General features: G+C 36.2%; 11 protein-coding genes. 2 read left to right on the top strand and 9 right to left on the bottom strand.

The genetic code is table 11. The annotated features are described in order from the left end of the window. The first annotated feature begins 11 nt into the window (after positions 1 to 11). The gene (locus EM308_RS07320; protein ID WP_197056138.1) at positions 12 to 911 is read left to right on the top strand and encodes an amidohydrolase family protein; all 900 of its coding nucleotides are present in this window, start codon (positions 12 to 14) and stop codon (positions 909 to 911) included. A gap of 176 nt (positions 912 to 1087) precedes the next feature. Here the strand turns inward: EM308_RS07320 and EM308_RS07315 are convergent, their stop codons facing one another. From EM308_RS07315 to EM308_RS07280, 8 genes are all read right to left on the bottom strand, one after another. Further along, entirely contained in the window at positions 1088 to 1921 is an 834-nt protein-coding gene (locus EM308_RS07315; protein WP_035638053.1) for a leucine-rich repeat domain-containing protein, read from the bottom strand. Between the two features lie 287 nt (positions 1922 to 2208). Then, positions 2209 to 2934 carry a thioredoxin domain-containing protein gene (locus tag EM308_RS07310; RefSeq protein WP_035638055.1) on the bottom strand — a complete coding sequence of 242 codons (726 nt, stop codon included), beginning with the start codon at positions 2932 to 2934 and terminating at the stop codon, positions 2209 to 2211. Next, positions 2921 to 3973, bottom strand: coding sequence for a sterol desaturase family protein (locus EM308_RS07305; protein ID WP_035638057.1), 1053 nt, complete (start codon positions 3971 to 3973; stop codon positions 2921 to 2923). Before EM308_RS07305 ends, EM308_RS07310 begins: the two co-directional genes overlap by 14 nt. 223 nt (positions 3974 to 4196) lie before the next feature. After that, a complete protein-coding gene (locus EM308_RS07300) occupies positions 4197 to 6113 on the bottom strand; it encodes an arylsulfatase (RefSeq protein ID WP_035638059.1) in 1917 nt (638 codons plus the stop codon). 119 nt (positions 6114 to 6232) lie between these two features. Further along, positions 6233 to 8140 (bottom strand): arylsulfatase, encoded by a 1908-nt coding sequence (locus tag EM308_RS07295; RefSeq protein ID WP_035638061.1) that lies wholly within the window; start codon positions 8138 to 8140, stop codon positions 6233 to 6235. Between the two features lie 28 nt (positions 8141 to 8168). Further along, positions 8169 to 9638 carry a RagB/SusD family nutrient uptake outer membrane protein gene (locus EM308_RS07290; protein ID WP_035638063.1) on the bottom strand — a complete coding sequence of 490 codons (1470 nt, stop codon included), beginning with the start codon at positions 9636 to 9638 and terminating at the stop codon, positions 8169 to 8171. 11 nt (positions 9639 to 9649) lie between these two features. Continuing rightward, entirely contained in the window at positions 9650 to 12778 is a 3129-nt protein-coding gene (locus EM308_RS07285) for a SusC/RagA family TonB-linked outer membrane protein (RefSeq protein ID WP_035638065.1), read from the bottom strand. A gap of 663 nt (positions 12779 to 13441) precedes the next feature. After that, positions 13442 to 14296 carry a leucine-rich repeat domain-containing protein gene (locus tag EM308_RS07280; RefSeq protein ID WP_035636865.1) on the bottom strand — a complete coding sequence of 285 codons (855 nt, stop codon included), beginning with the start codon at positions 14294 to 14296 and terminating at the stop codon, positions 13442 to 13444. A 190-nt stretch (positions 14297 to 14486) separates the two neighbouring features. Between EM308_RS07280 and EM308_RS07275 the strand changes: the two genes are divergently transcribed. Then, the gene (locus EM308_RS07275; protein WP_035636862.1) at positions 14487 to 14975 is read left to right on the top strand and encodes a DUF1761 domain-containing protein; all 489 of its coding nucleotides are present in this window, start codon (positions 14487 to 14489) and stop codon (positions 14973 to 14975) included. Positions 14976 to 15034: 59 nt separating this feature from the next. On the opposite strand, the gene EM308_RS07270 is transcribed toward EM308_RS07275, so the two are convergent. Continuing rightward, a complete protein-coding gene (locus EM308_RS07270; protein WP_035636859.1) occupies positions 15035 to 15316 on the bottom strand; it encodes a 4a-hydroxytetrahydrobiopterin dehydratase in 282 nt (93 codons plus the stop codon). Between the last annotated feature and the right edge of the window lie 168 nt (positions 15317 to 15484).

Below are 15484 nucleotides of genomic sequence, written 5' to 3'. Positions count from 1 at the left end.
AAATCAAAGAAATGAAAACTGAAATGATTATAGATGTGCATCACCACGTCATCGGAAAAAACAATCCCAATTTTGCCAACTTGCCCAAATGGGATATGCAAATAGATGCCGAGGAAAGCGAACGATTAGGAATTGGAGGTGCTTTGCTGTCGCTTCCTGTATCATCAACACCAGAACAAACCCGAGCAATCAATAACTTTTTAGCAGGTTATGCTTCCTATGACAACAAACGCTATGGAATTTTAACTTGCCTTCCAAGTGCTAATGTTGAAGCTACTTTAAAAGAAATTGAATACTCTTATGATAGTCTCCACGCAGATGGATTTTGTATGCCAAGCCACGTGGGCGGAATGTATATTGGTGATGACCGAATGGACGAAATATTGGCTGAACTCAACAGACGCAATGCAGTGGTACTCTTGCATCCCGTAAAACCAGGTGGAGATGTACCCACATTAAGCGTCACCGATCCTTCGGTTTGGGAATTTCCTTTTGACACTACAAGAGCGATTATGGATTTGCTCTACAGGGGTAAATTGAAAAAATACTCTAATATCAAATGGATTGTTTCTCATGCCGGCGGGGTTCTTCCCTATCTTGCATACCGTTTTAGCACAGTTGCCGAAGAATGCAAAGCGATTAATTTATCCAAAGAAGAAATCTTGGATTCTTTTAAAAATCTGTATTACGATTTGGCTTTGTCAACGTCCGACACTGTTTTTCAAACCTTGAAAGATATGGCAGGCACTTCACAAATTGTTTTCGGAACCGATGCGCCGCTTCGACCAAAAACAGGCACACAAGACAGTGTGGCAATTTTTAAAAACACATCCATTTTCACTACAGAAGAAAAACAAAATATTGCGTACAATAACAGTGCGAGATTGTTTCCTCGGTTTACAAAGAATTGAATTAAACTGCATTTTTCAGTACTTTCTTAATATCTCATGGGATACAAACTTTTAATTTAATAGACACTTTTCTGCCCTAAAACAAAAAACCCTGTAATGTATGAATTTACAGGGTTTTCTAACTAAATGTATAAAAACAAACAACTTTCAATATCGTCGACATCAAAAAAGTATTTTCACCCTTTGTTAACGGGTAACGAAACAACATTTCCTATTTCATTTCGCATGGTCATATTCAATTTATCCAATAAAGATAATTTGTTTGAAACTTGACCAGTAAACAAATTATAGGATATATTCATTTTTTTCAGATGAATTAATTTCTCCAATTCTAATGGGACTTGTCCTTTAAAATCATTGTCAAAAAGATTTAAATATTCCAACAATACCAGATTACCAATTTCGGGATTTAATTTCCCTGTAAACTTGTTTGAATACAAAGATATTGATTTTAAATGTTTTAACTCATAAAAAGAAGCAGGTAATTGTCCCAGAAATGAATTTTCATATAAAGATAAATTCTCCAACATGGAAAGCTTGCCTATTTGTTGAGGCAACTCTCCAGATAATATATTTCGGTCCAAAACCAATGCCATTAGATTAGGAAGATTACAAATAGAAACCGGAATAAAGCCTGTTAATTTATTAGATGAAAGATCCAGAATTTGCAAATTTTTCATGTTCCCGATATTGAGCGGAATTTCACCATTCAACAAATTAGAACTTAAATTCAGCTCTTGCAGATTCAATAAAGTTGTAATTTCGACAGGAATACGACCTGTCAGATTATTATTTTTTAAGTTAATGGAAACTACCTTATCGTCAACAATTTTGACACCATACCATTTATCCATTGGCAAAGACAGATCCCATTTTTTGATCCATTTTTGTCCATTGGTAACTTGGTTCAATTTTATCAAAACTTCTTTCTCGGCCTGAGATATGGCAGAAAAAGCGGAAATCGAAAAGGAAAAAGTAATTATAAAAAGTAGCGTAATTTTTTTACTCATTTGCGTTGCTTCAAAATTTTGTCGGTTCAAAAATAATTAAAAAAATCGTTAATAAACAAGTAAAAATCGACAAATAAACACAAAATATTAAATAATAAATACATGTCTTACAAAAAACGCAATAGCTTATCTCTAAACTATTGCGCTGAAAAAAAAAAAAAAAAAATCAAGTAATGACTAACTAACCAACCTAAACTGTTCTTTGTTCAAACAAATTTAGCTTTACTGTATCTCGAAGAATGGATGCATTCCGTGAGCTATTTTTTCTATTATAACATTTTTAAAAATTAATTGGAGGCCAAGGCCAAATCAACATCTTTTTTCAAATCTTGTCCTCCATCTTTTTTAAAAAAGATTTTACCTTTTCTATATAAAATCAAAGTTGGAAAAACCTTCACCGTTTTTAAGTCGGCTATAATCTGCGGATTGTCTTCCAAATCAATTTCAACAATTTTTACATCCTCACCATATTGTGCCCTGATCGTTTCCAGAACAGGTTTCACTTTTTTACAAGCACCACAATAACGCGAACCAATATCCACCAAAACGGTATTGTTACTAGTAACTATTTTTTGATATTCTGCCTGTGATAATTTGTTTTTGGTATTAGAATAAAAAGGTTTTCCGCCGCCTATCCATGCCGCTATTCCTCCATCCAAATCATGCACATCAGAGAATCCGTTTTTTAATAATTCGTTAGCCAATTGACCACTTCGTCCAGCACCAATCGAGTAAATAAAAACCGGTTTGGATTTGTCTAATTTGGCCACATACTGAATATAATTTTTTGTTTCCAAATTAAAATTCACCGCTCCATTGATATGGTTTATGGCAAACTCCTCGGGACTTCGTGCGTCAATAATTTGCGGATTTTTCTGTTCTTTTATTTTGGCATAAAAAGAATCAATCTGCAATGTAAATGCGTTTTTATCTTGGGAGAAACCCGCTATTGCGAATAATAAAGCTATTAGTAACAAAACAGCTTTAAAAGTTTTAGGATTAAACTGGCTCATAGATTTTTTGGTTTGATGAAACGACTTCTTTTTTCTCTACAATTGGTATTGCACGCACACCATCGGCCAAGGGACTTCCTTCAATTTTAGATTTGAATATTGGCCAAAGGAATTGTGCGTACCATTCCTCGCTTTTATACGATTTCGTTCCGTAGGATTCTGGAAATCTACGTGTGATTAAACCAGTTCCAAAAATCACATCCCAAATGAAAAACATATTTCCAAAGTTTCCTTTGAAATGCCCCACTCCATCTCCGCTTGTGTCTGCATGATGCGCATGATGCGTGGCCGGAGTCGAAATCAACCGTTCCAAAACCCAGGCAACAGGATGTAGCACTTTGTATTTGTAAAAGGGTTTATCCCAGGCAAGACTCGAATGTGCACCCAAAGTGATAAAACTTTTTACAACCAAAACAAATAAAGCTGGTAATCCCAATCCTAAATATGTCAATGTCGCAGTTAAATAAATTTGGGAGAAAAACACAGTGTAAAGGAAGTTTTGTCTAGAAGCCATCGCCATTCCCATATAGGGTGCCGAGTGATGCGTTCTATGAAAACGCCATAAAAAAGGCACTTGGTGATGCAAACGATGATACCAATATTGGGTCAAATCATCGGCTATTGCAATCAGGAAAAAACCTCCCCAAAATGGAACCCATGAAAGTGTGTTTGCCAAATTTGGAATCAAATACGGCAAAACTGATAAACTAAAAAAGGCCGTAACCGGAGGTAAAAGCAATTTTGGTGCTAAAAAGCAAATAATATCTATTTTGCGTTCGCGACCTGTCCAATGTTCATCATACAAACCTGCGGCAAATTCTACAATTCCCAAAACAATCGCGAATGCAATTAATCCCCAACTCCGAATATTTTTAAAAGCGGGTTGTAAAAATTCTAAATAAGATGGTAATGTAAGATGTGATTCTGTCACAACACCATTATTTAGCTTAAAATAAAGGTAAATTGCCAATACCGGCAAACTATAAATAAAAAGACTAATACCTAAGTCTCTCTTCAATTTTGTTGTATCTAATGCCATGATTTCTTATTTTAAAATTTGACTTACTATTGCTAATCCTCCAACCAAAATACCTAGCGGTACTAAAAAAACGATTATCCCAACGACAATCTTTTTTCCTATTACTTCAAAATCTATTCGTTTCATATTTTTTTTTATTAATGTTAAATAGTCCTTAGTGATTAGTAATTAGTCCTTAGTAAATAGCTTTTAAAACTAAGGACTAACTGCTAAGGACTTATTACTAATTACTGCTGCCTCCCTGAGTTTCTTTGTGAATCAATTCCTGAAGATTTTGATTTTTGTCGCCCGAAGGATTGTGTATTCTTCTGGCCAAAACATCCTGCCAATCAATCAATGGATATAGATTGTTTTCTTTGGCCTGCTCATCAAATAATACTTTAAGCTCCGCCAATTTTTCAGGATACTTAGTTGCCAAATTGTTGCGCTCGTTAAAATCTTCGTTAAGATTGTACAATTCCCAAACATCAGCGTCAAAATTACTAGGTTGTGGAGCCTGTTTTTTTCCGGCAGCATTTTGTGAGGTAAAAGGATTTGCGTGTGCAGCGGCTGCTTTCCATCCGTCTTTGTAAATCGCTCTGTTCCCAAAAATGTAATAGTATTGAACTTTGTGCAATGATTCGGCTTTAGGGTCATTCAACGAAGCATAAAGAGAAGAACCCTGAATAATATCCTGTTTCACTTCTTTAATTTTCTCAGGTGCTTTGATTCCGGCAATTTCCAGAGTTGTAGGAAGCAAATCAGTTACATGACTGTATTGATTTCTGATTCCGCCTTTTTCTTTAATTCCTTTTGGATAAAAAACAATCAAAGGATTGCGTGTTCCCCCTTCTGACTGTGCATCTTGTTTCCAGTTTTTGAAAGGTACATTTGTTGCTTGTGCCCAACCCAAAGGATAATTAGTGTTCAGCCCTTTTGCTGTTCCAATTTCACCAATATGTTCTAAATTACTCTGAAGATTTTGCTCATCAGTTACACCCTGAGCAAACAGATTTTGACTGATCGTACCTACCTGAGTCCCTTCTTTGCTGGCTCCGTTATCACCAATGGCAACAAAAATCAAAGTGTTGTCCAACTGATTGCTTTCTTTCAGATAATTCACCACTCTCCCTATTTCGTAATCGGTGTAGGTTAAATATCCGGCATATACTTCCATGAATCGGGCATATACTTTCTTTTGCTCTGGAGTCAATTTATTCCAAGCCGTAATAATCGCATTACGATCCGGCAACACGGCATTGGCAGGAATTACACCGAGTTTCTTCTGGTTGGCCAATACTTTTTCGCGATACACATCCCAGCCTTCATCAAATTTTCCTTCATACGGTTTTACCCATTTTTCCTCAACCTGATGTGGCGCATGAACCGCTCCCGGAGCATAATACAGGAAAAACGGTTTTCCAGGTGCTGCTTTTTGCTGTTTCTGAATATAGCCAATTGCCTTATCCGTAATTTGCTCACTTAGATGCCTTCCGTCAGGTTTTACGTGGGCTTGATCTTCTACCAAATCAGGTTTGTACTGATCGGTTTGAGAACCTAAGAATCCAAAAAAGTGATCAAAGCCTTTTCCTGTTGGCCATCTGTCAAACGGACCTGCATCGGTGGCGTCCTCATCTGGAGTTACACCATATTTACCCACCGCAAAAGTGTTGTAACCATTTTCCCTTAAAATCTCAGCAACAGTTCCCTTATCCGATGGAATTCTTCCGTCCCAACCTGGGAAACCTGCCGATAAAATAGTGTGAGAGAAACCACTAACGTGAACTCTTCCAGAATTACGACCTGTCAGCAAAGCTGCTCTGGTTGGTGCGCAAATCGCTGTGGTGTGAAAATTGGTATAACGCAATCCATTATTAGCCAAAGCATCAAAAGTTGGCGTTTGAATTAAACCTCCAAAGGCACTGGAAGCTCCAAATCCTACGTCGTCCAGCAAAATCCAAACAATGTTTGGCGCTCCGGCAGGCGCTTTTACCGGTTCTGGCCAATATTCTTTGGAATCTGCCAATGTTTTGCCAATAACTCCTTTATAATTGGCATCCGGTTTGTTTTGGGAAAACCCGAGTTGGACAGCCAATAAGGCTGTAAGCAAAAGTCCCTTCTGGGGAGTTATAAATTTTGCATTTAATTTATTTTTTTTCATTTTTAATATTTTAATGGATTATTAACAAACCCACTTCCGGGCTGACTTATCGTTAATTTGTTTTTTTATAATTTATTAATTCTACAGATTTGATATAGTTTTAAATTAAAAAAATGAAATTATTTATTTGCTTTAGTCAATAATTCCTGTGCAGATTGTCCTTCTGTAGCTGGTGTTTTATGAATTCTTCTAAAGTAAACATCAGACCAGTCTATCAATGGATATAGGTTATTTTTCTTAGCCTGCTCATCAAATAATTTTTTAAGTTCGGCCAATTTTTCAGGATATTTTTTGGCTAAATCTTTTCTTTCATTAAAATCTTCGTTGATATTGTATAATTCCCAAATATCATTATCGAAATCAGCATTCAAAAGATTCGCTTTTGATTTATCAGCCAATGCCTCTTTTACTTCAATTGAATTGGGATGATGCGCAGCAGCAGCTTTCCATCCATCATTATAAATGGATCTCGATCCAAAAATGTAATAATGCTGAATTTTATGTGACGATACAACATTGGCATCATTCAAAGAATTGTAGAACGAATAACCCTGAATGGTATCTTGCTTCACCTCCCTAATGGTTTCTGGTGCTTTGATTCCCAAAACATCAAGAGTTGTTGGCAAAATATCAATTACATGACTGTATTGGTTTCGGATTCCGCCTTTTTCTTTGATACCTTTTGGATAATACACAATCAATGGATTGTGAGTTCCTCCTTCAGAATTAGCGTCTTGTTTCCATGATTTGAATGGAGTGTTGGTCGCTTGTGCCCAACCCAAAGGATAATTGGCATAAACCTGAGGCGTTCCAATTTCACCAATTCGGTTCAAATTATTTTGAAAAACCTGCTCTTCTGTTTCACCAACTTTATAGGTTTGCCTTTCGACAGCACCTTGCAAAGTCCCTTCTTTGCTGGCTCCATTATCACCTATCATAACAAAAACAAGCGTATTATCCAGTTGATTACTTTCTTTTAAATAATTAACCAATCTTCCAATTTCATAATCCGTATAAGTCAAATATCCAGCATACACTTCCATGAATTTAGAATATACTTTCTTTTGATCTGGAGTTAATTTTTTCCAATCTGCAATAAGCGAATTACGTTCCGGCAATACGGCATTGGCAGGAACAACTCCAAGTTTCTTCTGATTCGCCAATGTTTTTTCGCGATAAGCGTCCCAGCCATCATCAAATTTTCCTTTGTAGGCATCACTCCATTTGGTAGCTACCTGATGAGGAGCATGAACTGCCGCAGGCGAATAATACAAAAAGAACGGTTTATCTGGAGCTGCCTTGTGCTGTCTTTGAATATAACTGATAGCTTTATCTGTAATTTGCTCGCTAAGATGTCTTCCGTCTGGAGTAACGTGCGCTTGATCTTCTATCAAATCAGGTTTATACTGATCGGTTGCAGAACCTAGAAAACCAAAGAAATGTTCAAATCCCTTACCGGTTGGCCATCTGTCAAAAGGTCCAGCATCGGTAGCATCTTCATCTGGAGTTACACCATATTTACCTACTCCAAAAGTATTATATCCTTTGTCACGTAAAATCTCTGCAATCGTTCCGTTTTTTGAAGGTAATCTTCCATCCCAACCCGGGAATCCTGCTGACATTGATGTATGTGAAAACCCTCCAACATGGACTTTATGAGAATTACTTCCTGTCAACAAAGCTGATCGAGTTGGTGCACAAATAGCTGTCGTGTGAAAATTGGTATATCTCAGTCCACTATTGGCCAAACTCTCTAATACTGGCGTTTGAATTAAACCTCCAAAGGCACTTGAAGCTCCATATCCTACATCATCCAGAATTATCCAAACCACATTTGGAGCTCCCTTTGGAGCATTAACAGGTTCCGGCCAATATTCTTTGGATTCGGCCAATGTTTTTCCGATTACTCCTTTGAAATTGTCATCTTTATTTTGGGCAAAGCCAAATTGAGCAACAAGCAAAGCTGTAAGCAAAAGTCCTTTTTTCGGACTTTTGATGATACTATTACTATATTTTATATCTTCCATTTCTATTTATTTTTTTATCATTAAATCATTAATAACCAGGATTTTGAGGCAACCCAACCGGATCAATATTTCGTTCGCTTTGCGGAATTGGATACAAATTATTGCGTTCTGAAACAGAGTTTTTGGCAGTAACTTTTTTCACTTCAGTAACTAAAGTTCCCCAGCGCACTAAGTCAAACCATCTTTGTCCTTCCTGTACAAACTCTTTTTTTCGCTCTTCGCGAATAGCTTGTCTTAATTGTTCGGCGGTAAGTCCAACCAAATCTACAGATGGATCAGGAGTTGTAATAGGTTTTGCAAAAGCTCTTCTTCTCACTTGATTCACATACTCGACAGCCTCTGCAGTTGGTCCAGATTGTTCATTTGTCGCTTCCGCAAAAGACAATAAGATATCGGCATAACGAATCAACGGAAAATTAATCGCCACGTTGGCAGGTGTAGCTATATTATTTAAATCCAAATATTTACCAAAAATTGGTTTCGGAAAAGTATAAAGCGTTCCGGTAGCCGGATTCAGCAATTGCTTTTTATAACTCACATCTCTTCTTACATCTCCCGCTGCATAAATATCATAAAACAAAGCAACATCCGAAATAATATCAGCCGGTTCTGTCGCTGTAAATCCAGTAAAAGAAGTTGACTGAAAAGTGCTTCCGCTGGAACCATTTCCTGCTTGATTGGGTTCAAACTGAACCGAGAAAATATGTTCTTTTCCGTTCTTTTTTGTTTTATTAAATATATCTGCAAAATTTTCGAAAAGTCCATAACCGTAGCCTCCATTTATTACCTCTTTGGCTTTTAGAATAGCATTTGGCCAATCTTTTCTGGTCAGATACACTTTGGTCAAAATCGCTTTGGCAGCTCCCGAAGTCGCTCGACCGGCTTCATTGGCGGAATAAGTAGACGGCAAACTTTCTGCCGCTGTCAAATCAGAAATGATTTGTGTATAAACCTCTTCAACAGTCGCTCTTCTTGACTTTAAACTCTCCAACTGAATCGAAGTTGGTTCATGCAAAACAATTGGAACCCCTCCCCAAAGACGAACCGCCTGAAAGTAAAGCAACCCTCTGATGAATTTAGCTTCGTTAATCAATCGGGTTTTAAGAACTTCAGGTGCGTTGGCTCTTGGGATATTGTCAATCGCCACATTGGCTCTATTAATTCCGTTGTATATTTGGCGCCAAGCCACCTGAACACGGTCTGATGTTGCATCATGTGTCAAACTGCTTAAAGCTCTCACCTGTGGATTCGTAGCCGAAACTCCAGCCGCGGCATAATCCGAAGCCATATCGGTCAAGAAATAAAGGTTTCTTCCAAATAAACTTTGCTCTCCCGGGTCGAGGCTCAACGAAGCATAAACTGCTGTCACACTGGCAACTGCATCATCCTGTGTTTTGAAGAAATTTTCTTCGGTTATAAAAGAGGTCGGGGTTACCTCCAGCTCTGTGCACGATACAAGTATAGTGGCACTTAGTATGAATGTTATTATCTTTTTCATTTTTAATTTCTTTAAAAAGTTATGTTCACGCCCGAGATGAATGTTTTGGAATTTGGATAGGCTCCAAAGTCAATTCCGGGGTATAAATTATTTTGCTCATATGAACTTACCTCTGGATCATATCCTGTGTATTTTGTCCAGGTAACCAAGTTTTCGGCAGACACATAAAATTTGATGCTTTGAAGTTTCAGCTTTGTGGAAACACTCTTTGGAAACGTAAACCCGAAAGTGATAAGTTTTAATCTAAGGAAAGAAGCATCTTCTACATAGCGTTCCGAAACGATTCCTAATGGTGAACTTGTTGCTCTAGGGATTTCATTGCTAGGATTTGTTGGTGTCCAACGATCCAATAAAGTCGCATTGGCATTTGTTCCAAGAGTAGAAATTTCCAATTGCTGATTCAAAGCATTGAATATTTTACCACCATAAGCACCTTGGAAAGAAAACTGCAAATCGAAGTTTTTGTAAGCCAATGTATTGCTAAAACTCCCAACAAACTTAGGCTGTGAACTTCCCAAATCATGTTTGTCCAGAGCTGTAATCACACCGTCTCCGTTAGTATCAACATATTTTCTGTCTCCAATTTTAGTATTAGCAAGCGAATTGATTTTGGGTTGCGTATTGATTTCTTCCTGAGTCTGAAAAATACCGTTGGTTTCGTATCCCCAGAACGTTCCCAAAGGCAATCCAACTTTTACCGTCACAGGTTGTTGCTGCAACAAAGTACCATTTGGAACCACTGGAAAGAATTGGTCAACACCATTCCCTATTTCGACAACTTTGTTTCTGTTTGTCGAAAACACAAAGTTTGAATTCCAGAAAAAGTTTTCTGTTTTGATGTTTTCTGTAGTCAAACCAATTTCAATCCCTTTATTTTCAACCCCGCCAATATTCTGAAGAACCGTAGAAAATCCAGATGTTAAAGGAACTGGCACATTAATAAGCAAATCGTTGGTTTTCTTTAAATAAGCATCGAATACAAAATTGATTTTTCTGTCAAAAAGCGCTAAGTCCAGACCAATATTGTATTGTGTCGTTTTTTCCCATTTCAAATCTGGATTTGCCAAACGGGTTGGTGCCAATCCTGTTTGTATAGCACCTCCAAAAGAATAATTAACAGAACCAATTGATGCCAAAGAAAGATAATTACCAATTTCCTGATTACCGGTTGTTCCTACGCTGAATCTAAGTTTTGCATCATCTACGCCTTTGATGTTTTTGGCAAAATCTTCTTCGGTGATGTTCCAAGAAAAACCTGCAGATGGGAAATAACCCCAAAGCGATTCTGAACCAAATCGTGAAGAACCATCGGCACGCGCCGAAACTGTTAAATTATATTTTCCATCATAAGAATAATTTACTCTTGCAAGCCACGATTTCAATACACTTTCGAATGCCTCACTGTACGGTTTTACGGCCGTACCATCTTGTAAAGAGTTGTATTCTACAGCATCATTTACAAAATAATTGGCACCTGCATTGACAACCTCACCTTGTGTATATTGAAGTGTATATCCTGCCAAAGCAGAAAACTTATGATTTTCTCCAAAACGAGTGTTGTAATTCAAGGTGTTTTCATTCAATACCGAGCTTACCAATCTGTCCCCAACCGAAGCTAACCCCTTGGTTCCAGCACCAATTCCGGTAGTAGATGGAGCATAGTAATTTTGTTTGGTGTTAATTACATCTCCACTAACAGAAACTTTGGCTGTGATTTCTTTGTTTATTTTGTATTCCCCAAACAAACTGGTTAAAATTCGATTAATCTTAGTCTCATTGGTAGTGTTTTCCAAATCATTAATTGGGTTGGTTATTATTCCATTAACCGCAGTTGCATAAGGATTATTGGTCAAATTATAAGAGCCGTCGGCATTTCTAATTGGAACCACAGGAGGTTGATACAAAACACCAGACAATGGATTAGGATTTCTTCCTCCACCATTACCTCCATTCATTCCAATACCGTTTGAAATCGAATTACTATAATTGGCATTTACTCCAAATTTGAAATTTTGAGAATAATTTCGTTCGTAATTGGCGCGAAGTGAAATTCTTTTGAAATCAGTCGCAATAATAACTCCGTCCTGATCAAAATAGCCCGCAGAAACGGCATATCTCGAACGATCGTCACCCCCAGAAAATGTCAATTGGTGATTTTGAACCGGAGCAGTTCTAAAAGCAGCAGACTGCCAATCATAATCTCCCGAAGTTTTAAGAGCTTCGATTTGTGCTGGCGAAAAAGAAGGAGCCTGACCAATGCTCGCCTGAACATCATTACGTAAACTTGCCCATTCACTGGCATTCAACAAATCTAATTTTTTGGAAACCTGTTGAAACCCTATATAACCTTGGTAGGAAATAATATCTTGACCTTTGATCCCTTTTTTGGTTGTAATGAGTACTACCCCATTCGCCCCACGCGAACCATAAATAGCCGTCGCCGATGCGTCTTTCAATACTTCGATAGACTCAATATCACCAGGACTGATAGTTGACAATACATTGACTCCAGCTCCCGCATTTGACACGCCTGCAGTTCCATTGTTGTTGTCATTATAAATTAATACACCATCAATAACATAAAGAGGTTCATTACCTGCCGTAATCGAACTTCCGCCACGGATTCGAACACTCGAAGTAGCTCCAGGTCGTCCGGAACTTTGTGTAACCACAACTCCAGGCACGGCTCCTCTCAATAAATTATCGGCAGATGAAGTAACCTGATTTAAATTTGCTTTCGGAACTGATGCAATGGCTCCTGTAATATCTTTCCTTTTTTGGGAACCATAACCCACAACCACCAGTCCGTTGAGCTCCTGAAGATCTTCTTCTAAACTGATGAAAACCGGACTTCCATCTGCAATGTATTCTGTTTTTTTAAAGCCCACATAAGTTATAACTAAGGTATAGGGAAATTTTTGTCCCGTTTGAAAATAAAATTTACCTTCAGAATCGGTTACCACTGCGTGCGTGGTTCCTTTGATAGTTACTGTAGCTCCAGAAACAGGTAAACTTGTTATTTTGTTTACCACTGTTCCGTCTAGTTTAGACTGGATAAGTGGCTTCGTGTTTTGGGCATAAATTCCGGCTGAAACCAGAAAAATGCCAAGCCAGAAAAGATTATATAATATTTTTTTCATTACTTTGCTTTGGTTTAATAAATAAGGAGCTTGAAAACTGATTTCTATCAATTTTCATTTCCGTTTAACGATAACATTTTTTTTTAAGCCTGCCATTTCTGTTGCCGCAGAAATGGCTTTTTTTTTATTTGCAACTACAACACATTCGTTTTTCCATTTTATCATTTTAATTAGAATTATTACTTGATTTAGTATTCTCCAAAAATCACATGCCAGACTTATTAAATAATTTATTATCGAATAAAATATTTATAAACTGAAAATTACAAAAAAGAGAGGGTATCGATTGAAGACATTAACAGCAACAACACATTCGACGAAGAGTGCCGAATGAGAAAGATTCTTGCAGTATCAAAATAGGTATGTTTTTGATTGTCTTCACAATTTTTGTTTTAGTGTTAATATCGTTTTTTTTAAACTCTACTATTTCTATAGACAAAAGTAAGTTAAAATAATTAACTACCAAAAAAAATTACAATTATTTACTAAAAAAATGTTAATCGGGATAAAAAAGAGAAGCACAAACAAACACAAACAACTGAAAATCAGCGGTTTTAAACAATAAAAAAAGTGCAATTGTTTTATAAAAAAACAATTGCACTCAAAAAAAGTTAAACACTTTTTATATTTGACTAATCAAATTATAATTATTAGCCGTTATATTTATTCTTCGGCAGCCAAAACACCTTTGGCATTATTTGACACTTCCAATTGATATGAAACTCCAGAGTCATTTCTCATAGTAAGATTAAAATCATCTTTTCCTACCAAAGCTTCGGAAACGGCACCAGAAAACGAATTATAAGATAAATTAACATTTTTCAGATTATTCATTTTGACCAAAACATAAGGTATGTTTCCATGCATATTATTATCAAAAAGACTTAAATTTTCCAAAGCACTTAAGTTTTCAATATTCCAACTTATTTTCCCTGAAAACTTGTTACTATTTAACATCAACTCTTTCAGATTCTTAAGTTGGTACAATGAAGCAGGAAGCTCTCCCGATAATTCATTATTAAACAAAGAAACCACTTCCAATTCCTTTAAATTACCAATTTTGCTTGGTAATTCTCCCGAAAGTTGATTCATGAAAAGTTTTAATGAATTCAAATGAGATATCTCGCAAATAGAACTTGGAATAGTCCCTGACAATTTATTGAACGAAAGATTTAATTCTTTTAAATTTGATAATTTCCCGATATTTTGAGGAATTGCTCCAGAAATCTGGTTTTTGAATAAATTTAATTCTTCTAAGTTTTTTAATTCTGAAACTTCGGCTGGCAAAGTTCCCACCAAATTATTGTTTGAAAGATTAATTCCTACTACTTTGTCATTAACGATTTTAACGCCATACCATGTAGAAACTGGTTTTTCCAAATCCCATTTAATGTTCCATTGACTTCCATTTGTACTTTTGTACAATTTAATCAAACTGTTTTTTTCAGAATTTGAAATATTAGCCAATAATGAAATCGAGAAGAAAGTGGTAAGTAATAATGTAATGATATTTTTCATAATAACATGTATTTACATTTTGATGGCACAAAAGTACTCAGAGTATCAGTCAAATACAAAAAAAATCGACAAAATACATTATTTTAAATGCTAATGTAATCTTTACATTACACTATAATGCTAAAAAAGTAAAAAACTCATATTCAAAAAAATAATTATATTTGATGTGATAACCCTAAAACCTAAAATTATGGAAATGAATTTGATAGCAATTTTTGTTAGCGCATTGACAACATTAGTAGTTGGATTTATTTGGTACAATCCCAAAGTATTTGGTACTGCTTGGATGGAAGAAAACGGTCTCACCCAAGAGGAACTAAGAAAAGGTAATATGTTAAAAATATTTGGACTGACTTATTTTTTCTCTCTGCTAATTGTAACAGTCGAAATGGCTTTGACAATACATCAATCCGGAGCCGTGAGTATGGTGGGAGGATTTGCAAAAGTAAACGAAGCACTTCCTTCGTTCAAAGCTTTTATGAATGATTACGGTACCGCTTTCAGAACATTCAAACATGGTGCATTGCACGGATTCATTTCTGGTTTGTTTTTTGCTTTCCCTATAATTGCAATAAACGGTTTATTCGAAAGAAAATCCTGGAGATATATTTGGATTCATGCGGGATTCTGGATAGTTTCTTTGACTATTATTGGAGCCATAATTTGCGGCTGGCAATAAACCGAAAAATAAAATACACTATAAGCCTTATTTCTAAAAAACATAGAAATGAGGCTTTTTTATTGGAACAAACTTTCTATTTGTCCAGCCAAATCAAAATCTTTTGTTGTTACTCCTCCAGAATCATGCGTATTTAAACGAATATTCACTCTGTTATACACATTAAAAAGTTCTGGATGATGATTCATCTTTTCGGCTAGTAGACCAACTTGTACTATAAACCCCAATGCCTGATTGAAATTCTTGAATTTAAAATCTTTTTCAATTGCATTTTCCTTAAAATGCCAATCTTTTAAATTTTCCAAAAAGGGGCTCGCCGATTGTTCTGTATATGTTTGCATAATCGTTTCTTTTCTATAAAGTTAGGAAAAGTTTATGAGATTCTAAGATTCTGAGATTCTAAGTTTTCACGCTTGCGCGAGCGTCTCGCTCGTGACTATTTATCCTTCTGTTCCTGAAAAAAAATTACTTATTTATCGTTAAATTATTTTAGATTGTGTTCACGAGCG

The organism is Flavobacterium gilvum, from assembly GCF_001761465.1.
Lineage (GTDB): Bacteria > Bacteroidota > Bacteroidia > Flavobacteriales > Flavobacteriaceae > Flavobacterium > Flavobacterium gilvum.
The sequence above is the reverse complement of the archived record's forward strand: the minus strand, read 5'-3'. Positions and strand labels throughout refer to the sequence as shown.